The following is a 19,702-nucleotide window of genomic DNA, read 5'->3' on the forward strand; positions in this document are numbered from 1 at the left end:
AGGCCTTCGCACACCACGCGCAGCACTTCCTCCAGCGGCGCTTCGCGCCACAGCGCCAGCGCCATCACGTAATACACCACTGCCGGCGCGGGCAGCAGCCGCTCCCGCTGGCTGGCCTTGCCGGTCTCGGCCAACACTTCTTCGATCAACGTCCGTGGACACACGCTGGCCAGCACCCCGGCGCTGATCAAATGCGCAACGTCAACTCTCGACGGCAGCGTCTTGCGTGTTCTGGCCATCACCCTCATCCATTGAAGCTTCGATGGATGAGGATTATGGCTTTAAAAATACTATCTGAACAGTATTGGGGCAAGGAGTCGATCGCGTTGGAGATACGCACGCCGGCCGGGCGCGCGGTGCTGGAGCGGCTGATTTCAAAAGCCCAGGTGCTGGTGCACAATTTTCGCCCCGACTTTGCCGAGGCCCATGCGCTGAACTACGACGCGGTGCGGCGCATCAACCCGACGCTGGTGCATTACATGGTCAGCGCCTTCGGTGAGCAGAGCGACTACCGGCTCAGGCCCTCGGTCGACAGCGTGGTGCAGGGCATGACGGGGGCCTTTTATGCCAGTGGCGAGGCCGGGGACCCACCGGTCCGCATCGGCTTGCCGATCATCGATGTGGCGTCCGGCATGTGCGGCGCTTTGGGCGTGCTGGCCGCGGTGATGCACCGGCAGCAGACCGGCCTGGGGCAGCGCGTGGAGCTGTCGCTGGTGGACACCATGTTCAATTTCATGGCGAGCAAGGTGGGTGAATATGCGATTGAGCAGCGCGAGCCGATTCGCTCGGTGAACCTGCCGATTGCCGTGCCGAGCCGGCACTTTCGCGGCACCGACGGTGCCTGGTTCAGCGTGTCGGTGGTCAATGAAGCGGCGTTCAAGCGGTTTTGTGGCGTCATCGAGCGGCCCGAGTGGCTCACCGATCCGCGTTACCAGCGCAACGCCGCGCGCATTGCCAACCGGCCGGCGCTGCTGGCCGAACTGGAGTCGATTTTCATCACCCGTCCGGCGGCCACCTGGTTGGCCGCCTTCGCGACGGCCGACGTTCCCTGTGGCCCGGTGAACACGGTGTCCCAGGCCATGGCCGACCCGGTGCTGGCCGCCCGCTTTGTCGAGCATCCGGCGCTGCCGGGCCTGCCGCTGATCCCCTTTCCAGCGCAGCTCGCCGCGGGCATGCGCCGACCCGACGCCATGGCGCCACCGCCCAAGCTGGGCGAGCACAGCCGGAACATTCTCGGCGAGCTGGGTTACAGCCCGGCCGAGGTGGATCAATTCGTGAAAGACGGCGTGGTGGCACCCGAATTGAACCATCGTCATCAGTAGATCCCCCAACTTTTACAGGAGCGCCAGGCATGTCGGACCAGGAAGTCATTTACGAAGTCAAGAACTTCGTCGCCACCATCACCATCAACCGGCCCAAGACGCTCAATGCCTTCACCGGTGACACGATCAAGGACATGGAGCGGCTGCTGGCCCAGGCCGGCAACGACCCGAAGGTCGGCGTGATCGTGCTGACCGGCACCGGCGAGCGCGCCTTTTGCGTCGGCGGCGATGTCAACTGGGAAAAGGGCGAAGGCGGCAAGAGCGGCCTGCAGGACCTGGAGTTCAACTTCAACCGCCAGATCGCCGAATGCCCCAAGCCGGTGATCGCGCGGGTCAACGGCTATGCCATTGGCGCCGGCCACCACATCGCCTACTTTTGTGACTTCACGATTGCCGCCGAGCACGCGATCTTCGGTCAGAACGGGCCCCGCGTCGGCTCGCCGGCGGGTGGCTACATCGTCGCGCACGCGGCCAACGTGCTGGGCCACAAGCGGGCGCGCGAGCTGTGGATGCTGTGCCGCCGCTACAGCGCGCAGCAAGCCTTTGACTGGGGTCTGGCCAACGCGGTGGTGCCGATGGCTCAGCTCGACGCGGAGGTGCGGAAGTATTGCGACGAACTGCTGTCGCTCTCCCCCACCTGCCTGAAGATTGTCAAGCGTTCGTTCTACCACCACATGGCCCCGATCATGGGCCGGGACATGAACGACCTGATCCAGGAAGTGGCGCCCAACTATTTCAACACCGGCGAGCAACAGGAAGGGGCCAGCGCTTTTCTGGAAAAACGCAAGCCCGATTTCAGCAAATTCCGTTGAAGGATATGCGCACTCCAGCCGGCGCTGCCCGGCTGGATCTCTAGAGATTGAACATGACGAACCAAGAACGCCATCCCGAGTTGCGCCAGGCACTGCGCGATCTCTTCAAACGCTTCCCCGATGAGTATTTTCGCAAGATAGACGACGCCCGTGCCTACCCCGAGGCGTGTGTCGACGCGCTGACCCGGGCCGGCTGGCTGGCGGTGATGATTCCGCAGGAATACGGCGGCGCCGGCCTGGGTCTGGCCGAAGCCTCGGTGGTGATGGAAGAGGTCAACCGCTGCGGCGGCAACGCCGGCGCCTGCCACGGCCAGATGTACAACATGGGCACCTTGCTGCGCCACGGCTCGGAAGCACAAAAGCGCCTCTACCTGCCCAGAATCGCCAGCGGCGATCTGCGGCTGCAGTCCATGGGCGTGACCGAGCCGACCACGGGCACCGACACCACCAAGATCAAGACCACCGCCGTCAAGCGGGGCGACCGCTATGTGGTCAATGGCCAGAAAGTCTGGATCTCGCGCATCCAGCACTCCGACCTGATGATTTTGCTGGCGCGCACCACCCCGCTGGCCGAGGTCAAGCGCAAATCCGAAGGCATGTCGATCTTCATCGTTGACCTGCACCAGGCGATTGGCAAAGGCATGACGGTGAACCCAATCCGCAATATGGTCAACCACGAGACCAATGAGCTGTTTTTCGACAACCTCGAAATCCCGGCCGAGAACCTGATCGGCGAGGAGGGCAAAGGTTTCAAGTACATCCTGGACGGCCTCAACGCCGAGCGCACCCTGATCGCCGCCGAGTGCATCGGCGACGCCCGCTGGTTCGTCGAGCGCAGTGCCCGCTATGCCCGCGAGCGCCGCGTGTTTGACCGCCCGATCGGGCAGAACCAGGGCGTGCAGTTCCCGCTGGCCGAAGCCCACATCGAGACCGAAGCCGCCGACCTGATGCGCTGGCGTGCCTGCGAACTGTTCGACGCCCACCAACCCTGCGGGGCCGAGGCCAATATGGCCAAGTACCTGGCAGCCAAAGCCTCCTGGGAGGCGGCCAACACCGCCATTCAGACACACGGCGGTTTTGGCTTTGCCTGCGAATTTGACGTCGAGCGCAAGTTCCGCGAAACCCGGCTGTACCAGGTGGCGCCGATCTCCACCAACCTGATCCTGAGCTACGTGGCCGAGCACGTGCTCGGGCTGCCACGTTCATTCTGAAAGCCATGACCATGCGCCCATTGGAAGGAATGTTGATCGTCACGCTGGAGCACGCGATTGCCGCGCCGTTCTGCACCCGTCAGCTCGCGGACCTCGGCGCGCGGGTCATCAAGGTCGAGCGCCCGGGTGAAGGCGACTTCGCCCGCGCCTACGACACCCGGGCCCACGGCCTGGCCTCGCACTTCGTCTGGTGCAACCGCTCCAAGGAAAGCCTGACACTCGACCTCAAGCATCCCGGCGCCCGTGCCGTGTTGCAAAAGCTGGTCGAGCGGGCCGACGTGCTGGTGCAGAACCTGGCGCCCGGCGCCGCCACGCGCATGGGACTGGACCACGCCAGCCTGGCGCCGGTCCATCCGCGCATCGTGGTGTGCGACATTTCGGGCTACGGCGACGGCGGGCCCTACACCGAGAAAAAAGCCTACGACCTGCTGATCCAGAGCGAAGCCGGTTTCGTGTCGGTGACCGGCACGCCGGAGCAGCCGTCCAAGGCCGGCCTGTCGATTGCCGACATCGCCGCCGGCATGTACGCCTACAGCAGTGTTCTGGCCGCCCTGCTGGAGCGCGGCCGCACCGGTCGTGGCCAACGGCTCGAAATCTCCATGCTCGAAGCCATGTCCGAATGGATGGGCTTCCCGCTCTACTACACGCTGGACGGCCAGCCGCCGCCGCCGCGCGCTGGCGCCTCGCACGCCGCCATTTACCCCTACGGCCCCTTTACCTGCGGCGACGGCAAGCAGGTGGTGCTGGCGGTGCAGCACGACCGCGAATGGGCCACTTTCTGCAACCAGGTGCTGCAACTGCCCGATCTGGCCACCCGGTACCTGGGCAACGCCAAGCGACTGGCCCAACGCGAGACATTGCGCGGCATCATCGAAGGCGTGTGCACCACCTTGACGGCGGCGCAATTGGTCGAACGGCTCGATGCGGCGCAAATCGCCAATGGCCAGCTCAATGAGCTGGCTGACCTGTGGAAGCACCCGCAATTGGCGGCGCGCGGGCGCTGGACCGGGATTGACTCGCCCGGCGGCCCATTGCCGGCGCTGTACCCGCCACACCATCTCAGCCACGGCGAGCCACCGCCCATGGGGCCGGTGCCCGCCCTGGGAGAACACACCGAAGCCATCCTCACCGAACTCGGCTACGGCGCGCCCGACATCGCCCGGCTGCGAGCGGACAAGGCCATCTGAGAAGAGGTGTGAACGAATCATGACCCAAGACAAAACCCCGAGCGCGACGCTGGCCGCCTTTGCCGCCGGTCTGCAATTTGACGCGATCCCGACGCCGGTGCTGCGCCGCGCCGAAGACCTGTTCCTCGACTGGTACGCCTCGGCACTGGCCGGCAAGGGCGCGCGGCCGGTCGAGGCCATCGAGGCTTACGCCCGCGCCATGGGACCGGACTCGGGCCGCGCCGAAGTGTTGATCTCGCGCCGCGCCACCTCGCCCCATTTCGCCGCGATGGTCAACGCGGCCGCCTCGCACTTCGCCGAGCAGGACGACGTGCACAACGGCTCGGTGTTCCATCCCGCGGCCGTCGTGTTCCCGGCGGCGCTGGCCATGGCGCAAGACATCGGCGCGAGTGGCCGTGAGTTTCTGGCCGCCGTGGTGGCGGGCTATGAGGTCGGCATCCGCGTGGGCGAGTTCCTCGGCCGCTCGCACTACCGCATCTTTCACACCACCGCCACCGCAGGCACCCTGGCCGCCGCTGCGGCCGCCGGGCGGCTGCTCAGGCTGGACGCGCCGACCATGCTGCATGCCTTCGGCAGCGCCGGCACACAAGCCGCCGGCCTGTGGGAGTTCCTGCGCGACGCGGCCGACTCCAAGCCACTGCACACCGCGCATGCGGCGTCCAGCGGTTTGGCCTGCGCCTGCCTGGCACGAAGTGGCTTGACCGGCGCGCGCCAGATTCTGGAAGGGCCGCAAGGCATGGCCGCGGGCATGTCCAGCGATGCCGATCCGGCGCGGCTCACCGACCGGCTGGGGCAGCGCTGGGCCACGGCGGATACCTCGTTCAAGTACCACGCCTCGTGCCGTCATACCCACCCCAGCGCCGACGCGCTGCTCGCGCTGATGCAAACGCATGGGCTCAAGGCCGACGATATCGCCGCGGTGACCACCCATGTGCATCAGGGCGCCATCGACGTGCTGGGCCGCGTCACCGTGCCCGCCACCGTGCACCAGGCCAAGTTTTCGATGGGCACGGTGCTTGCGCTGGCGGTCGAGTACGGCCACGCCGGGCTGAACGAATTCGAGCAGCATTTCCTCGCGCCGCGCGTGGCGGCCCTGCGCGATAGGGTCACGATGCAGCTGGACGCCGAGGTGGACCGGGCCTATCCGCAGCGCTGGATTGGCAAGGTGAGCGTGGCGACGCGCGATGGCCGCACGCTGAGCGCGCGCGTCGACGAGCCCAAGGGCGATCCCGGCAACACCCTGACACGCGGCGAACTGGAAGACAAGGCACAGCGCCTGGCGGCCTACGGCAAGGGCGCCACGCCGCAAGAAATGGAGGCGCTGATCGCGCGCGTCTGGACCGTGGCCGAGGCGCCGCGCATGGGCCGCTGGCTGGAAGCGCGCGCATGACAGCCAACACCGCCGCCCCGCGCGCCGTGCCACGCGCCTACCTCTTCGTGCCCGCCGATCGACCCGAGCGCCATGCCAAAGCCCGTGCCAGCGGAGCGGACGTGGTCATCGTCGATCTGGAAGACGCCGTGCCCCCCGAGGCCAAGGTGCGCGCGCGCGAGGCGCTGGCGGCGCAACTGGACGAAGCCACGCCGCTGGTGGTTCGCATCAATGCCGCTGGCACCCCCTGGTTTGAGGACGACCTCGAACTGTGTCGTCATCCTGGCGTGGCGGCGGTGATGCTGCCCAAGGCCGAGGGCATCGACGCCGCCTGCACCGTGGTCGAGGCCACCTACAAGGACGTGTTGCCGATCATCGAGTCGGCGCGCGGTCTGCAGGACATGCACAGCATTGCGCGCGTGCCGGGCGTGATTCGCCTGACTTTTGGAAGCGTCGATCTGGCGCTCGATCTGGGCATCGACTGCGCGCCCGATGGCGGGGAGACCGAGCTGCTGGCTTTCCGCTCCCAAATGGTGCTGGCTTCGCGGCTGGCCGGGCTGGCCGCGCCGGTCGATGGCGTCAGCACCGCGATCGACGACCTGCACCGCTTGCAGGCCGACACCGAACGCGCGCGGCGACTCGGCTTTGGCGCCAAGCTGTGCATCCACCCGAAGCAGGTGCTTGCCGTTCAGGCGGTGTTCACGCCCACCCCCGAGCGGCTGGACTGGGCGCGCCGCGTCTGCGAAGCATTTGCATCGGCTGGCGGCGCCGCCGTGGCCGTGGACGGCCAGATGGTGGACCTGCCGGTGGTCCAGCGCGCGCGCGCCGTGCTGCGCAGCGCCGGCTTGAAAGCCTGATTTTCATTGACCCGACTGGAGCCCCTCATGGCCCGCAAAAACAAGCCCATCCGCTCCGACATCGCCTGGAGCACCCCCGACCGCATCGAAGTGCACGGCAAGAGCCTGCCCGACGAGATCCTCGGCCATCTCAACCTGGGTGACATGGCCTTCCTGCAGATCCTCGGGCGCATGCCGACGCCGCAGGAATCAAACGTGTTCAACGCCATTGCGGTGACGCTGGTCGAGCACGGCATCACGCCGAGCGCATTGGCCGCGCGTCTGACCTACGCCGGTGCGCCCGAATCGCTGCAGGCGGCGGTGGCGGCCGGCTTGTGCGGCCTGGGCAGCGTGTTCGTCGGCAGCACCGAAGGCACCGCCAAAATGCTGTACGAGGCACTTCCGCCGGGCACCCAGGGCGCCGATCTGGAACGCATCGCCCGCGACACCGTGGCCGCCTTTCGTGCCCGCGGCCAGATCATTCCCGGGCTCGGCCATCCCTTGCACAAGCCGGTCGATCCGCGTGCCCCGCGCCTGTTCCAGATCGCCGCCGACAACGGCTTTTCTGGGGACTACATCCGGCTCGAACAACTGATCTGCGCCGAGGCCGAACGCGTCGCTGGCAAGTCGCTTCCCGTCAATGCGACCGGCGCCATCGGCGCCATCAGCTGCGAACTCGGGCTGCCATGGAAAATCGTGCGCGGCATCGGCGTCTTCGCGCGCGCCATCGGGCTGGTGGGCCATATCCTCGAAGAGAGCCACAACCCGATCGCGGTCGAGATCTGGCAACGTGTCGAAGACGAGGCCACCCAGCACATCAGGCCACAAGGCGCCTGAAGCGCCGCGGCTAGCGGCCGCGCTTGCCCTGCGTGGGGCGTACCACTGCATGCCACGGTCCAGCAAGATGGTCAGTGACTCTCGGGATTTGAATGCGGCGTTGTACTCGCTCCAGTTGGTGGTCTTGTCGTGGGGCTGGACTCGATTGGGCTGAAGTGACACTCAACCACAGATCAAGCGGATTCAACGTGGACGGTGTACCTGCCTTGGGCTGGGGATTTGTTCAACAAAACCCTTTCACAAAAAAAAGTTAGATCCCGGCCCGAACAGCGCGGCGATTCTGTCTCTGAACCAACGATGACGGGGGTCCTTGTCATAGCGACGGTGCCAATGTTGCTGGATCGGAAATTGAGGGATGTCGTAGGGCGGAGGGACGAGTTCAACCTGACCAAGCTTTGCAAAGTGTGCGCCGACTGCGGTCGGGACTGTCGCGACAAGATCCGTGGCGGCAACAATTGCTGGAAGTGTGAGATAGTGCGTGGTGCGCATGCGAATTCTCCGGACAACGCCGCGACGATCCAGAAAATTGTCCACGAGTTCCTGACTCCTGATCGGTGTATCGACCAGCACGTGGTCGAGTTCCGAGTACCTGGACTTGCTCATTTGTTGAGCCGCAGGATGTCCTTTGCGCAGCATGCATGAGAAGCCGTGCATCCTCAGCCGCTGCTTGAAAAAGCGGTTGCTTTTGAGGTCAGGAAAATAGCCGAGCGCAATGTCCACCTGCCCCGACTCCATAGCCTGTTCCAGACTTTGCGGATCGTACGAAGAGGTGCGCATTGAGGCATGAGGTGTTAGCTGCTGCAAGGCTTGGATGAGCCCTGGCGCAAAGATCATTTCGGCCACGTCTGGCATCGCTAGGCAAAACTCCGTGGTCGTCTCGGCCGGCGTGAATCGCGGGGCGTCCAGTACGTTCTCATAGACGCGCTGCAGGATGTGGCGAGCCTCCTTTGCTGCTGCCACACCGCGTGGAGTCGGCTGCATACCTTCCGGAGTGCGAACGAACATCGGGTCGTCGAAGTGCTTACGAAGGCGCCCGAGCGCCGTACTGAGGCCCGGCTGACTCATGCCTAAACGCAGCGCGGCGCGGGTAACGCTGCGGCAGTCGTCCAAAGCGACCAAAAGAGACAGCAGATTCAAGTCGAAGGTCTTGGTCATAAGCCCAGCAAAAGCATCCTCATCTGTAGAAACAATACTTGAAATTCTTCGTATTGTATTGGCGGATAAAGCAACGAATCCTACACTGCTTCCAATCAGCATGCGACAGACGCTGCAGATGCCAGGAGACTACGATGAGTACAACTGAAATGATGGCCAGACCCACTGCGCCCGGTAGCAGGTTCGACCTATTCAACCTGCCGGACGCGTATTACCGCGACCCGGCCCCGTTCTATAAAGCCTTGCGTGATAACGAACCGCTTCTCTGGAACAGCGATGGCTCGGTATTGCTGACGCGCTACGACGACGTCAAGACGGTGTGGCGCGACCTGAGCGGTCGGGTGAACCGCGCCGAAGCCTATGCGAAGAAGTTCGGCGAGGGGCCGCTTCTTGAGCATCACACCTCGTCGATGCTGTTCCGCGACCCGCCCGATCACGACCGGTTGCGCGACATCGTCAATCCGTTCTTCACGCCGTCATCGATAGAGCGGCTGCGCACGGCGGTTCGAGAGATCGTCGAACGGCTCATCGAGGAGGTGCGCGAGAAGCGCGAGATCGACTTCGTCGCCGAGTTCTCGTCACGTATCCCGATCCAAGTGATCTGCGACATCTTCGGTGTGCCGCGCAGCGACGGCCCATTGATCCGGGACCTCGGCGCGCAGGTACTGTTTCCCCTCAATCCAGCCGTCAGCGCCGAAGCGATCGCCGCCGGCCACGAAGCGACTCGCAAGTTCAAAGACTACCTGTCCGAGCACTTTAACTATTGGCGCCGACAGCCAGTGGAAGACATGCCGACGAACATTATCAGTGCACTGGTCGCCGCCGAGAAGCGCGGCAACCCGCCAATCAGTGAAGTGGAAATGGCACACATGTGCATCCTCGTTCTCAATGGAGGGCACGAGACCACGACCAACCTGATCGGGCTTTCTACTCTGGCATTGATGAAGCATCCCGACCAAATGGCCCTGCTGGCCAAGGAGCCGTCCGTCATTGGCCCGGGGGTGGAGGAGTGCCTGCGCTACACCACGCCGCTGCAGTTGCAGGGGCGGCGCACGACGCAAGAGGTACAGGTGCCTTCTGGGACGATCCCTGCCGACACTGAAGTCATCTTCGCGCAAGTGTCCGCCAATCGCGACGAGCGTGTGTTCGCCGATCCGGACCGCCTGCAACTCACGCGGCAACCCAACGCCCACTTGGCCTTCGGTGCGGGTATCCATGTGTGCCTCGGCCGACCGCTCGCCCGCATGGAGGCGGCCGAGGCATTGCCGGCGCTCGCACGGCACTTCCCGAGCATGCAGCTCATCGATGAGCCCGTCTTCGCCCGAAGCGCGCGGTTCCGCGGCATCCAGTCGATGCGCGTGCGACTCTATTGACTGCGCCATGAGTGCCGGGATAGTGGTGGTGGGCGCAGGGCAGGCAGCCTGCCAGTTGATCGCATCGCTGCGGCAGCTGGGCCATGCCGAGCCGCTGACCCTCGTGGGGGCCGAGCCTTATTTGCCGTACCAGCGGCCGCCTTTGAGCAAGGACTGTTTGCGCCGCGGAGCGACCTTGGCGGATCTGTTGCTGCGGCCCACGTCCTTCTACGATTCGCAGCGGTGCCGGCAGATTCTCGGCCGCCGCGCTATCGAACTGGACCGCGCCGCGCGCGTTCTGCGACTCGACGATGGTCAGGCTATCGAATATGAGCACTTGGTGCTGGCGACGGGTGCGCGCGCGCGTCGCTGGCCGGGCTTGGCCGACGTTTCGCCACACGTGTTCACACTGAGGAGTTGGGACGATGCGCAGGCCCTCGGCGAGCGGCTCACGAACGTGCGGCGACTTGCCGTGCTCGGTGCGGGTTATGTTGGACTGGAGGTGGCGGCATCAGCGGCGCAGCGGGGCATTGAGGTAGCTGTCTTCGAAGCCGCTCCACGCGTGCTCCAGCGGTCGGTCGGGACAGCCATGTCTGTGGCCGTGCAGCGGCTGCACGCGCAGCATGGCGTGCGGCTGTGCCTGGGGGCCACCGTGCGGGCCGTCGAGGTCTCCGCTGCGACCAATGCCAGGAACCCTGTCCGTTTGACGACCACCGACGAAAGCTTCACCGCCGATGCGCTCGTGGTGGGTATAGGCGCCGCGCCGCGCATTGAACTGGCGCAGCAGGCAGGAATTGCATGTGGGCAAGGAATACGCATCGACGCTGCGTGCCGTACGAGTGATCCGCATGTCTGGGCCATCGGTGACTGCACCGAGCAGGTTCTTGGTGATGGCGAGCCTCCGATAAGGCTGGAATCCGTGCAAAACGCGACGGATCAGGCCAAGTGCGCTGCCGCTGTATTGGCCGGCAAGCCGATTCCCCCAGCCCCGGTGCCATGGTTCTGGTCGGATCAGTTCGGCTGCCGGATCCAAGTAGCAGGCCGCTCGGCTGCCGGCGACGAGATCATTCTTCGATCCGTCGCAGAAAAGCGGTTGGCGTTTGCGGCTTGGCACCTTCGGGATGGGCGCGTCACCGCGGTCGAGACACTTGACGCGCCGGAAGACTTCATGGCCGCTCGACAGCTCATCCGCAGCGGCCGTTTCATCGAACGCGCGACCCTGTGCGACGACCGTGTGTCGCTGCGCGAGCTCGTTACTCAAACTTGACAAGGATCATCCACTCACATGACGACTCTTTACTTTCAAACGGCCGAGGGCGAGACCATTGAGTTGCAGGCCAAGGACGGCGCTTCGGTGATGGAGGCTGCCGTAGCCGCGAATGTGCCGGGCATCGACGCCGAGTGCGGCGGCGCCTGCGCCTGCGCCACCTGCCATGTCTACGTTGACGAAGCGTGGACCGAACGTCTGCCGGCCAAAACAGAACTTGAAATCAAGATGCTTGATTTCGCGGTCATGGTCAAGCCCACCAGCCGTCTGAGCTGTCGTCTCATCGTTGGCCCCGAGATCGACGGCCTTTCGATGTCTATTCCTGAATCGCAACATTGACACACATCCCATGAAGATTTGCCGCTTCGATAACGACCGCCTGGGCTTGGTAGACGGGGACACAGTGCGCGACGTCACTGCCGCGCTCGACGTTCTGCCAAATCACCGCTATCCGCTGCCCATTTTCGATCCCCTGATCGCGCACCTGCCCGAGGTACTCCAAGCAATTCGCCGAATCGCCCCGTCGTCGCCCACGCTGCCGCTCGCGGGGCGCCGGCTGCTGGCTCCGGTTGCGAATCCCGGGAAAGTCATCGCGGCGCCCGTCAACTACAAAAAGCATCTCGAAGAAGCCCGCGAGCAGGCCGAGATCCACCACAACGGCCAGGTCGCCGAAATCCAGAAGATCGGACTCTTCCTCAAGGCGACAAGCTCCGTTGTGGGGCCGGGTCACGGCATCGAGATCCAGCATCCTGACCGCCGAAACGACCACGAGGCCGAACTCGTCGCTGTCATTGGCAAGGCCGGACGCAACATTCCGCGCGAGCACGCGTTCGATCACATTGCGGCCTACATGATCGGCCTGGACATGACAGTTCGCGGCCCGCAGGAGCGCAGTCTGCGCAAGTCCATCGACACGTATTCCGTGGTGGGGCCCTGGCTCGTCACTGCTGACGAGATTGACGACCCGCAGGCGCTCGATTTCTGGCTCACTGTCCAAGGCGAGCCGCGCCAAAAGGCCAACACGCGCGATCTCGTGCTGGACATCCCAGCGTTGATCGAAATGGCCTCGTCCTATTACACGTTGCAACCAGGTGATCTGCTGTTCACCGGCACGCCCGAAGGCGTTGGGCCGGTGGTGCACGGTGACGTGATCACGGTCGATATCGAAGGCATCGGTCGCATGACGGTCGACGTCCGCAACGCCAGGAGAGACACGTGAACACACTAAACCTCCCGACGTCTGCTTATGCAGGCGGCGCAGCAACAGCCGACGTCGCTACCCAGCGCGAGGCCTTCTACGAACGCATCGGACGGGCCCATTGCACGCCGCTGTGGGAAGTTCTGCATGACATCGTCACCAAGGAGCCGATCACGCCGTGCTTGCCCCACCTGTGGCAATGGAAGCAAGTTTGGCCGTGGCTGCAGGAAAGCGGCCAGTTGATTTCAGCCCTGGAAGCGGAACGCCGCGTACTCGTGCTGGAAAACCCAGGCCTTCGCGGAAAAACGCGCATCACGCACAGCCTCTATGCCGGTCTGCAGTTCATCCTACCGGGCGAGATCGCACCGTCGCACCGTCACTCGCAATCGGCCCTGCGTTTTATCATGCACGGCGCGGGTGCCTACACGTCCGTGGATGGCGAGCGCGTCACGATGAACGTAGGCGATTTTGTGATCACGCCATCGTGGACATTCCACGAGCACGGCAACGACAGTGGCGAGCCGATGGTATGGATGGATGGACTCGATCTGCCTATTGTAGAGTTGCTTGATGCCCAGTTCCGTGAGGACGGCCCGCGCACCACCGTGCAGGCGGTTGACCGCGAGGCGGGCCTCACGCTGTCCCGCTTCGGCAACACGATGAAGCCTGTAGGCTATAAGAGCCGGACACGCACGTCACCGCTGTTCTGGTATCCCTACGAACGCACGCGAGGGGCGTTGGAGACGCTGCGCCGCAGCGAAGCACCGCACCCGTGCTGGGGTCACAAGTTGCAATACACCAACCCGGTGACGGGCGACTGGGCGATGCCCACCATTGGCACCTTTATGCAGCTGCTGCCCGCAGGCTTCGTGGGCGAATCCTATCGCGCCACGGACGCCACGGTCTATACCGTAGTGGAGGGCTCTGGCCGCTGTGTGGCCGGTGACAAGGTGCTGACGTTCGGACCGAAGGACGTGTTCGTCTGCCCCTCCTGGCTGCCTTACCGGCTGGAGGCATCGGCCGATACCGTGCTCTTTAGTTTCTCGGATCGTCCCGTCCAGGAGGCGCTGGACCTCTGGCGCGAGCGGTTTTGATTCTTGATCGAACCACCAACACAAACACACCAGGAGACACCAAATGACTTTCACGATGACTTCGGTCAAGACCGTGCTGCTATGCGCCAGCCTGGCCGTCGGCCCCTCCCTGCAAGCACAAACTCCCATCAAGATCGGCTTCCTGGCCGAACTGTCGGGCCCACAAAGTGCGCTGGGGCAAGACCAATATGACGGATTCATGATGGTCGTGCAGCGCAACGGCGGGAAGCTTGGCGGCGTGCCGGTGGAGTTGTTCAAGGAGGATTCGCAACTCAAACCCGACGTGGCGGTGCAGGCCACGCGCAAGCTGATCGATAAAGACAAGGTGTCGATCATCACCGGCATCACCTTCTCGAACATCATGATGGCCGTCCACAAACCCATCACCGAAAAGGGCGTCTTCTTGGTCGGCTCCAATGCGGGACCAGCGCCCATCGCTGGCGCGCAGTGTTCGCCCTATCAATTCATAGTCTCGTGGCAGAACGATATGTTGTCGGAGGTGGTGGGCAAATATGCCGCCGACAAGGGCTACAAGCGGGTCGTCGCGCTGGCACCTAACTACCAGGCCGGCAAGGACTACATCGCCGGCTTCAAGCGCTTTTACAAATCTGAACTTGCCGACGAAGTCTATACGCCGCTGAACCAGCTGGACTTCTCGGCCGAACTCACGAAGCTTGAAGCTATTCGGCCCGATGCCGTGTTCGTGTTCTACCCAGGCGGACTCGGCGTCAACTTCGTACGCCAGTACCAACAGGCGGGCCTCATGGGCAAGATACCTTTGCTGTCCACGGGCACCACCGACGGGGCAACTCTGCCAGCGCTGCGCGACACTGCGCTCGGCGCGATCTCCGGCTCGTTCTGGGGGCCCGATTTCGACAACGCCGAAAGCCGGCGCTTTGTCGAGGAGTTCGAGGCCAGCTACAAGCGCATCCCATCGCAGTACGCGGCGCAAAGCTACGACGCCGCCATGCTGCTCGACGCGGCAATCGCCAAGGTGCGAGGCGACGTAGCCGATAAACCGGCATTCATGGCGGCCCTCAAGAACGCGGATTTCAAATCAGTACGAGGAGCGTTTCGGTTCAACAACAACAACTTCCCGATCCAGGACATACCCGTTTTCGAGATCGCGAAGGATGCAAAAGGCCGCGTCAGCATGCGGACGCTGACGTTTCCCTTGCGCAATCACAAGGATGCGTACCACCAGCAGTGCCCACTGAAGTAGGAGTGATGCGATGAGTGTAAACCTGCTGCTCGCGCAGTTGCTCAATGGGTTGCAGTACGGCGTCCTGCTCTTCCTGCTGGCTGCCGGACTCACGCTCGTGTTCGGAATCATGAGTTTCGTTAATTTGGCCCACGGTTCGCTTTACATGTTGGGCGCCTACTTCTCTGCGACCGTATACAACGCGACGGGCTCGTTCGCGCTGGGTCTGATCGCAGGGTTGGCCGGCACACTTCTCCTGGGCCTTGTGCTCGAGTGGGTGGCCGTCTCGCGGCTCTATCTGCGTGACCACCTAGACCATGTTCTGGCCACCTTCGGCCTGGTACTCTTCTTCAACGAAATCGTGCAGATCATCTGGGGCGCACAACCCTATTTCACGCAGGTCCCCGAAACACTCGACCGTACGATCAACCTGTTCGGTTTTTCCTATCCGGCCTATCGCTTCGCAATCATTGTGGTTGGCGTTTCGGTTGCGGTCGGCGCCTACCTTCTGATCCACAAGACGCGAATCGGCATGTTGATCCGCGCCGGCACAGTGAACCCCAAAATGGTCGCGGCGCTCGGCGTGAACATCAAGCTGCTCAACGCCATGCTGTTCGGACTCGGCGCCATGCTCGCGGGTCTAGCGGGTGTGATGGCCGGCCCGATCCTGTCCGTGCAGTCCGGCATGGGCGAGCCGGTGCTGATAACGACACTTGTCGTGATCGTCATCGGGGGGATTGGATCGGTCGGCGGCGCATTCTATTCGGCACTCATCGTGGGCACAGTCGACACACTCGGGCGCGCGTTCCTGCCAAGCGTTTTGCGCCTCGTGACCGAGCGCTCTTTCGCTGACGCCGCAGGGCCAGCACTTGCATCGATGCTCATTTACGTGCTCATGGCCGCAGTGCTCGCCTGGCGCCCGCAAGGCCTCTTCCCTTCCAAGGGGGGCTGACCATGTTGCAACATCCTCTGGCTCGACCGAGCGCACTGGTGCCGCTCGTCCTTTTCGCAGTGCTGGCCCTGGTGCCCTTCATCGCGCAGGCGATCGGCGAGCCCTTCTATATTGCGCTGTTCGCGCGGATCATCATCTATGCAATCGCGGCAAGCGCGCTGAACCTCGTGCTGGGCTATGGCGGGCTGGTCAGCTTCGGCCATGCGCTCTTCTTTGGCATAGGCGCATACGGCGTCGCGCTGCCGGTCTTTCACGGAATCGACAACGGCTGGGTCCACTTGATCCTCGTGTTTGGAGTATGCGGTGTTGCCGCGGCGGTGACCGGCGCGATAAGCTTGCGCACCTCCGGCATAGCGTTCATCATGATCACGCTTGCCTTTGCTCAGATGGGCTTCTTCCTCTTCGTGAGCCTGAAACGCTACGGCGGTGATGACGGCCTCTCGATAGCCCAAGCCAGTCGATTTGGGCCGCTGAACCTTGGCGACACCGGCGCTGTATACGCTTGCGCCTTCTTGGTGCTGGCACTTGCGACCTGGTGCCTCGCTCAATTGCGCGCAGCACCCTTCGGAATGGTGCTGCGCGCCGCGCGACAAAACCCTCGTCGCGTCGCCACTGTCGGACTGCCGGTCTCGCAGTATCGGCTCACGGCTTACGTGATGTCCGGGATGCTGTGCGGCTTGGCAGGTTTCCTGCTTGCCAACCTGAACGCCTTCGCTTCGCCGAGCACGATGGCATGGACCGTGTCGGGCGAACTCATAGTCATCGTCGTGCTGGGCGGCATGGGCACCGTCTTCGGCCCTTTGCTCGGTGCTTTCGTGCTGCTAGGGCTTGAGGAGATCATCAAGGGGTACACCGACCACTCCATGGTCGTCCTGGGCCCCATGATCCTGTTGATTGCCCTGGCAGGCAAATCCGGCATCATCGGCCTGCTGCAGAAGCTCGACCACGCCGCCGCGCGGCCAGCCCCCGTACCTGCGAAACCCACAAGGGCGACGCACGCAAACGGCGGGGAGGGTTGACATGGCCACCATGCTTCAGACCGAGTCTCTGGTCAAGCGCTACGGCGGCCTGCTGGTGACAGACGCCGTCTCTCTGGACGTCGAGGAGGGCGAGATCCACGCGGTGATCGGCCCCAACGGCGCGGGCAAGACCACCCTGATCAACCAACTCTCTGGCGAACTGGCCTCGAACAGCGGACGCATCGTGTTTGGAGGCTTCGACATCACCAACCTGCCCTGCCACGAGCGAGCCCGCGCGGGACTGGTGCGCTCCTATCAGATCACTTCGGTCTTCGAGGAGTTCACCGTGCTCGAGAACACGGTGCTTTCCGCCCTCGGCGCGCGCGAGCACGCGTTCCGGTTGTGGCGACCCATGCTGTCGCGCACCGAGGCGTGCGGCGCTGCGGAAGAAGCGCTCGAATCCGCTGGTCTCGGTGACCGCGCCAATGTCTGTGCAGGCGACCTGGGCTACGGCGAGCGCCGTCAGCTCGAGCTGGCGATGAGCCTCGCAGCCCGTCCAAAGCTGTTGTTGCTCGACGAACCGATGGCGGGCATGAGCCCGCAGGAATCGTCTTCAGTGATTGCGTTGCTGAAGCGGTTCAAGCGACGCTACTCGATTCTTCTCATCGAGCACGACATGGACGCGGTCTTCGTACTCGCGGATCGCATCACCGTGCTCGTCTACGGCAAGGTCATGTTCACTGGGAGCCCTGCCGAGATTCGCTGCCATCCCGAGGTGCGCGCGGTGTATCTCGGCGAGGAAGCGGTTTGACGGCGCGGGACAACGATATGAGCACTTTCTTCTCCGTCCTTGGGCTGCAGGCCTCCTACGGCCACGCCCAAGCCCTCTTTGACATCTCTTTTGACGTACGAAAGGGGCAGGTAGTCACGCTGCTCGGCCGCAACGGCATGGGTCGGTCGACGACAGTCAAGTGCATCTTCGGGCTGTTGCCCGTCTCGGCCGGCACGGTGTCGATTGACGGCATTCGACTCGACCGACTGCCCATCCACCGCGTGGCGCGCAAAGGTCTCGCATTGGTGCCCGAAGGCCGGCAGGTCTTCCCGAACCTCACTGTAGAGGAGAACCTCGTCGCGACAGCCCGAGTCGGTGAGTCGGCGCCCTTGCCACATTGGACGCTCAGCCGCGTCTACGACCTCTTTCCCCGGCTCCGGGAGCGCCGGCGGAACCTTGCCTCGCAGCTATCGGGCGGCGAACAGCAGATGCTCGCGATTGGCCGCGCGCTGATGACCAACCCACGCCTGCTCGTGCTTGACGAGGCCACCGAGGGCCTGGCACCTCTCATCCGCCAAGAGATCTGGCGTGCGCTCGGCGAATTGAAGGCCAATGGACTCTCGCAGATCGTTATCGATAAGAACGTCGGTGCACTGCTTGATCTGGCAGATCACCACTACGTGATTCAAAAAGGTTGCGTTGTTTGGCAGGGCGGGTCCGAGGCACTTCGCCGCACGCCTGATGTCATCCATCAATACCTGGGAGTGAGCTGATGAGTGCGACCATGAAGACTGCGCTCCCCGCTTGCACATCCACGGAGTTTCGACTCGGGATGGGTTCTAAGGAGCAATCATGAATACACACCGTAAAGACAGCGCACGGTCAAACCTTTCGAAGGATGCTGAGCGAACTGACGGTTCGGATGACACAACCATGAAGAAAAAATCGACCTCTCAGGAGAACGATGAGAGCAAACCTACGTCGGATGTAATGCCGCTTGCGGGCGTCAAGGTACTTGAACTCGGCTCGCTGGTAGCGGGGCCTTACGCCAGCGCGCTGCTGGCTCAGTTCGGCGCGGAAGTGATCAAGATCGAGCCGCCGAAGGACGGGGATCCGTTGCGCAAATGGCGCAAGCTCCACGAGGGTACCTCGCTGTGGTGGTACACGCAAAGTCGCAACAAGAAGTCGGTCACGCTCGACCTCAAGCGCGACGAGGCGCGCGAGATCGTACGTCGCCTGGCCGGCGAAGTCGACATCGTGATCGAGAATTTCCGTCCCGGGACGCTGGAGAAGTGGGGGCTGGGCTGGGAGCAATTGTCGGCCCTCAATCCGCAACTTGTCATGGTCCGCATCTCCGGCTACGGGCAATCGGGCCCGTACAGCCAGCGACCGGGCTTTGCGGCCATCGCCGAGTGCATGGGCGGGCTGCGTCACGTGACCGGATTTGCCGATCGTCCGCCCGTACGGGTGGGTGTAAGCTTGGGCGACACGCTGGCCTCGCTGTACGGCACGATTGGTGCCCTGGTGGCGATGCACCATCTCAAGGCCAACGCGGGCAAGGGTCAGTTCATCGATGTCGCGTTGTACGAGTCGGTATTCGCGGTGATGGAAAGCCTGATTCCAGAGTACGCGGAGTTCGGCTTCGTGCGGGAGCGGTCCGGCGCCAGTCTCCCGGGCATTTCACCATCGAATACCTACCGTTGCGGCGATGGCCACTACGTGGTTATCGCAGGCAACGGCGACGCCATCTTTAAGCGGTTGATGCACGCGATCGGGCGCGACGATCTCGGCGCTGACCCCGCGTTGGTGCGTAATGACGGCCGTGTCAGACACAATGATCGGCTGGATGCCGCTATATCCGATTGGACCGGACTGCACCCGCTTGACGAGGTCTTGAAGGTCCTGGAGGCGGCCGAAGTGCCCAGCGGGCGCATCTACACCGCAGCCGACATCGCGGAAGACCCGCACTTCCACGCGCGCGACATGATCGAGCGCCACGCGCTACCCGACAGCACACCAATCGACTTTCCGGGCATCGTGCCCAAGTTGAGCGCGACTCCCGGGCGCACGAAATGGGTCGGCCCCGAGCTCGGCGCGCACACGCAGGAAGTGCTGGCCTCCCTGGGCATTGATGCCGACGAGCTCGCCCGACTGCGCGCCGATGGCGTGGTTTGAGGG

Annotated in this window: 20 protein-coding genes and 1 pseudogene; 18 read left to right on the forward strand and 3 right to left on the reverse strand. The window is 63.6% G+C overall.

Annotated features, from left to right (window positions below; translation table 11 throughout):
• Positions 1–248 (reverse strand): transposase domain-containing protein (locus D9X30_RS28600; RefSeq protein WP_194946524.1); only part of this gene is annotated, 248 nt, incomplete at its 3' end.
• Between the two features lie 18 nt (positions 249–266).
• Between D9X30_RS28600 and D9X30_RS28605 the strand changes: the two genes are divergently transcribed.
• From D9X30_RS28605 to D9X30_RS28635, 7 genes are read left to right on the forward strand one after another with little or no spacing between them, the layout of a single operon-like run.
• The gene (locus D9X30_RS28605) at positions 267–1,322 is read left to right on the forward strand and encodes a CaiB/BaiF CoA transferase family protein (protein ID WP_194946615.1); all 1,056 of its coding nucleotides are present in this window, start codon (positions 267–269) and stop codon (positions 1,320–1,322) included.
• A gap of 29 nt (positions 1,323–1,351) precedes the next feature.
• Complete coding sequence (locus D9X30_RS28610; protein ID WP_026437475.1) at positions 1,352–2,134, forward strand: enoyl-CoA hydratase-related protein; 783 nt, start codon at positions 1,352–1,354, stop codon at positions 2,132–2,134.
• A gap of 53 nt (positions 2,135–2,187) precedes the next feature.
• The gene (locus tag D9X30_RS28615; RefSeq protein WP_122172629.1) at positions 2,188–3,345 is read left to right on the forward strand and encodes an acyl-CoA dehydrogenase family protein; all 1,158 of its coding nucleotides are present in this window, start codon (positions 2,188–2,190) and stop codon (positions 3,343–3,345) included.
• An 11-nt stretch (positions 3,346–3,356) separates the two neighbouring features.
• Positions 3,357–4,532, forward strand: a complete 1,176-nt coding sequence (locus tag D9X30_RS28620) for a CaiB/BaiF CoA transferase family protein (RefSeq protein ID WP_026437477.1) — start codon at positions 3,357–3,359, stop codon at positions 4,530–4,532.
• Positions 4,533–4,551: 19 nt separating this feature from the next.
• Positions 4,552–5,922, forward strand: coding sequence for an MmgE/PrpD family protein (locus D9X30_RS28625; protein WP_026437478.1), 1,371 nt, complete (start codon positions 4,552–4,554; stop codon positions 5,920–5,922).
• On the forward strand, positions 5,919–6,758 hold the full coding sequence (locus tag D9X30_RS28630; protein ID WP_026437479.1) for an HpcH/HpaI aldolase/citrate lyase family protein: 840 nt from the start codon (positions 5,919–5,921) through the stop codon (positions 6,756–6,758). The genes D9X30_RS28625 and D9X30_RS28630 overlap by 4 nt, the downstream gene beginning before the upstream one ends.
• A 27-nt stretch (positions 6,759–6,785) precedes the next feature.
• Positions 6,786–7,574, forward strand: coding sequence for a citryl-CoA lyase (locus D9X30_RS28635; protein ID WP_026437480.1), 789 nt, complete (start codon positions 6,786–6,788; stop codon positions 7,572–7,574).
• A gap of 13 nt (positions 7,575–7,587) precedes the next feature.
• Here the strand turns inward: D9X30_RS28635 and D9X30_RS28640 are convergent.
• Positions 7,588–7,736 (reverse strand): annotated as a pseudogene (locus D9X30_RS28640) (IS5/IS1182 family transposase); the annotation flags it as partial.
• A 75-nt stretch (positions 7,737–7,811) separates the two neighbouring features.
• Positions 7,812–8,831: a LysR family transcriptional regulator gene (locus tag D9X30_RS28645; RefSeq protein ID WP_080746172.1), complete on the reverse strand. Its 1,020-nt coding sequence runs from the start codon at positions 8,829–8,831 to the stop codon at positions 7,812–7,814.
• A 32-nt stretch (positions 8,832–8,863) separates the two neighbouring features.
• On the opposite strand from D9X30_RS28645, the gene D9X30_RS28650 reads away from it, so the two are divergent.
• From D9X30_RS28650 to D9X30_RS28700, 11 genes are all read left to right on the forward strand, one after another.
• The gene (locus D9X30_RS28650) at positions 8,864–10,102 is read left to right on the forward strand and encodes a cytochrome P450 (RefSeq protein ID WP_228771121.1); all 1,239 of its coding nucleotides are present in this window, start codon (positions 8,864–8,866) and stop codon (positions 10,100–10,102) included.
• A 7-nt stretch (positions 10,103–10,109) separates the two neighbouring features.
• Entirely contained in the window at positions 10,110–11,348 is a 1,239-nt protein-coding gene (locus tag D9X30_RS28655; protein ID WP_026437483.1) for an NAD(P)/FAD-dependent oxidoreductase, read from the forward strand.
• An 18-nt stretch (positions 11,349–11,366) separates the two neighbouring features.
• Positions 11,367–11,687, forward strand: coding sequence for a 2Fe-2S iron-sulfur cluster-binding protein (locus D9X30_RS28660; protein ID WP_026437484.1), 321 nt, complete (start codon positions 11,367–11,369; stop codon positions 11,685–11,687).
• 10 nt (positions 11,688–11,697) lie between these two features.
• A complete protein-coding gene (locus D9X30_RS28665) occupies positions 11,698–12,567 on the forward strand; it encodes a fumarylacetoacetate hydrolase family protein (RefSeq protein WP_026437485.1) in 870 nt (289 codons plus the stop codon).
• Positions 12,564–13,640, forward strand: coding sequence for a gentisate 1,2-dioxygenase (gene gtdA / locus D9X30_RS28670; RefSeq protein ID WP_048805396.1), 1,077 nt, complete (start codon positions 12,564–12,566; stop codon positions 13,638–13,640). Before D9X30_RS28665 ends, gtdA begins: the two co-directional genes overlap by 4 nt.
• A gap of 43 nt (positions 13,641–13,683) precedes the next feature.
• Entirely contained in the window at positions 13,684–14,862 is a 1,179-nt protein-coding gene (locus tag D9X30_RS28675; protein WP_026437486.1) for an ABC transporter substrate-binding protein, read from the forward strand.
• A 10-nt stretch (positions 14,863–14,872) separates the two neighbouring features.
• Complete coding sequence (locus tag D9X30_RS28680) at positions 14,873–15,793, forward strand: branched-chain amino acid ABC transporter permease (RefSeq protein WP_026437487.1); 921 nt, start codon at positions 14,873–14,875, stop codon at positions 15,791–15,793.
• A 2-nt stretch (positions 15,794–15,795) separates the two neighbouring features.
• Positions 15,796–16,812: a branched-chain amino acid ABC transporter permease gene (locus tag D9X30_RS28685; RefSeq protein ID WP_084217244.1), complete on the forward strand. Its 1,017-nt coding sequence runs from the start codon at positions 15,796–15,798 to the stop codon at positions 16,810–16,812.
• Between the two features lies 1 nt (position 16,813).
• Entirely contained in the window at positions 16,814–17,563 is a 750-nt protein-coding gene (locus D9X30_RS28690) for an ABC transporter ATP-binding protein (RefSeq protein WP_038211654.1), read from the forward strand.
• Positions 17,564–17,580: 17 nt separating this feature from the next.
• On the forward strand, positions 17,581–18,297 hold the full coding sequence (locus tag D9X30_RS28695; protein ID WP_026437489.1) for an ABC transporter ATP-binding protein: 717 nt from the start codon (positions 17,581–17,583) through the stop codon (positions 18,295–18,297).
• 217 nt (positions 18,298–18,514) lie between these two features.
• On the forward strand, positions 18,515–19,699 hold the full coding sequence (locus D9X30_RS28700; RefSeq protein ID WP_026437490.1) for a CaiB/BaiF CoA transferase family protein: 1,185 nt from the start codon (positions 18,515–18,517) through the stop codon (positions 19,697–19,699).
• Positions 19,700–19,702 lie beyond the last annotated feature (3 nt).

This window comes from Cupriavidus sp. U2, from assembly GCF_009663685.2.
In the GTDB taxonomy this organism is placed as follows: Bacteria; Pseudomonadota; Gammaproteobacteria; order Burkholderiales; family Burkholderiaceae; genus Cupriavidus; species Cupriavidus necator_C.

Coding starts and splice junctions, on each gene's coding strand:
- D9X30_RS28605 (WP_194946615.1), top strand. CDS start 267: ATGAGGATTATGGCTTTAAAAATACTATCTGAACAGTATTGGGGCAAG.
- D9X30_RS28610 (WP_026437475.1), top strand. CDS start 1,352: ATGTCGGACCAGGAAGTCATTTACGAAGTCAAGAACTTCGTCGCCACC.
- D9X30_RS28615 (WP_122172629.1), top strand. CDS start 2,188: ATGACGAACCAAGAACGCCATCCCGAGTTGCGCCAGGCACTGCGCGAT.
- D9X30_RS28620 (WP_026437477.1), top strand. CDS start 3,357: ATGCGCCCATTGGAAGGAATGTTGATCGTCACGCTGGAGCACGCGATT.
- D9X30_RS28625 (WP_026437478.1), top strand. CDS start 4,552: ATGACCCAAGACAAAACCCCGAGCGCGACGCTGGCCGCCTTTGCCGCC.
- D9X30_RS28630 (WP_026437479.1), top strand. CDS start 5,919: ATGACAGCCAACACCGCCGCCCCGCGCGCCGTGCCACGCGCCTACCTC.
- D9X30_RS28635 (WP_026437480.1), top strand. CDS start 6,786: ATGGCCCGCAAAAACAAGCCCATCCGCTCCGACATCGCCTGGAGCACC.
- D9X30_RS28645 (WP_080746172.1), bottom strand. CDS start 8,831: ATGCTGATTGGAAGCAGTGTAGGATTCGTTGCTTTATCCGCCAATACA.
- D9X30_RS28650 (WP_228771121.1), top strand. CDS start 8,864: ATGAGTACAACTGAAATGATGGCCAGACCCACTGCGCCCGGTAGCAGG.
- D9X30_RS28655 (WP_026437483.1), top strand. CDS start 10,110: ATGAGTGCCGGGATAGTGGTGGTGGGCGCAGGGCAGGCAGCCTGCCAG.
- D9X30_RS28660 (WP_026437484.1), top strand. CDS start 11,367: ATGACGACTCTTTACTTTCAAACGGCCGAGGGCGAGACCATTGAGTTG.
- D9X30_RS28665 (WP_026437485.1), top strand. CDS start 11,698: ATGAAGATTTGCCGCTTCGATAACGACCGCCTGGGCTTGGTAGACGGG.
- D9X30_RS28675 (WP_026437486.1), top strand. CDS start 13,684: ATGACTTTCACGATGACTTCGGTCAAGACCGTGCTGCTATGCGCCAGC.
- D9X30_RS28680 (WP_026437487.1), top strand. CDS start 14,873: ATGAGTGTAAACCTGCTGCTCGCGCAGTTGCTCAATGGGTTGCAGTAC.
- D9X30_RS28685 (WP_084217244.1), top strand. CDS start 15,796: ATGTTGCAACATCCTCTGGCTCGACCGAGCGCACTGGTGCCGCTCGTC.
- D9X30_RS28690 (WP_038211654.1), top strand. CDS start 16,814: ATGGCCACCATGCTTCAGACCGAGTCTCTGGTCAAGCGCTACGGCGGC.
- D9X30_RS28695 (WP_026437489.1), top strand. CDS start 17,581: ATGAGCACTTTCTTCTCCGTCCTTGGGCTGCAGGCCTCCTACGGCCAC.
- D9X30_RS28700 (WP_026437490.1), top strand. CDS start 18,515: ATGCCGCTTGCGGGCGTCAAGGTACTTGAACTCGGCTCGCTGGTAGCG.